Origin of the sequence: Asticcacaulis biprosthecium C19, from assembly GCF_000204015.1 — a bacterium.
GTDB lineage: Bacteria > Pseudomonadota > Alphaproteobacteria > Caulobacterales > Caulobacteraceae > Asticcacaulis > Asticcacaulis biprosthecius.
Genome location: NZ_GL883077.1, coordinates 1 through 805, shown reverse-complemented (window position 1 = coordinate 805; position 805 = coordinate 1). Strand labels below are relative to the sequence as shown.

General features: G+C 65.5%; 1 pseudogene. It reads left to right on the top strand.

The annotated features are described in order from the left end of the window. Positions 1-805 (top strand): annotated as a pseudogene (locus ABI_RS00590) (hypothetical protein); the annotation flags it as partial.

The following is an 805-nucleotide window of genomic DNA, read 5'->3' as shown; positions in this document are numbered from 1 at the left end:
GGCCGTGGCCAACACCGGCACCGTCTCGAACGTTGAAACCATCACCGGCAACACCGCGGCCGACGCCATCACCCTGGGTACCGCCGTCACCGCCGGTGTCGTCGATCTGGCTACCGGAACCGACAGCCTGACCCTGGCCAACGGCACCAACTCGGCCACCGTATCGAACACCGAAACTGTCACGGGCGGCACCGGGGCGGACACGATCACCCTGGCCACGGCCCTGGCCAACACCATGACGATCGACCTGGCAGCCGGTGCAGACGCAATCACCCTCGGCGCCTTCGCCAATACCGGTTCGTTGTCGAACGTCGAAACCATCACCGGCGGCTCGGCCATCGACACGATTACGATCGCCACCGCTCTGACCGGCACGGTCAATCTGGGCGCCGGCGCTGACACCCTCAACCTGGGCAACTTCGCCAACACGGTCACGGTATCGAACGTCGAAACTCTCACCGGCAATGCCGATGTCGACACCATTACCATCGGCGCAGCCCTGGCGGCTGCTACCATCAACCTGGCCGGCGGCACCGACGTTCTGACCCTGGGCAACTTCGCCAACACCGCCACGGTTTCCAACGCAGAAACCCTGACCGGCAATGCTGGCATCGACACCATAACCCTGGGCACGACCCTGACCGGCATGACCCTGGATCTGGCGGGCGGCGCGGACGTGCTGACCCTGGCCAACGTCGCCAACACCGGTACCGTGTCCAATGTCGAAACCGTCACCGGTGCGGCCAATGCCGACGCCATCACCCTGGCTACCATCGCCACCGCCGCGGTCATCAACCTGGCCGCC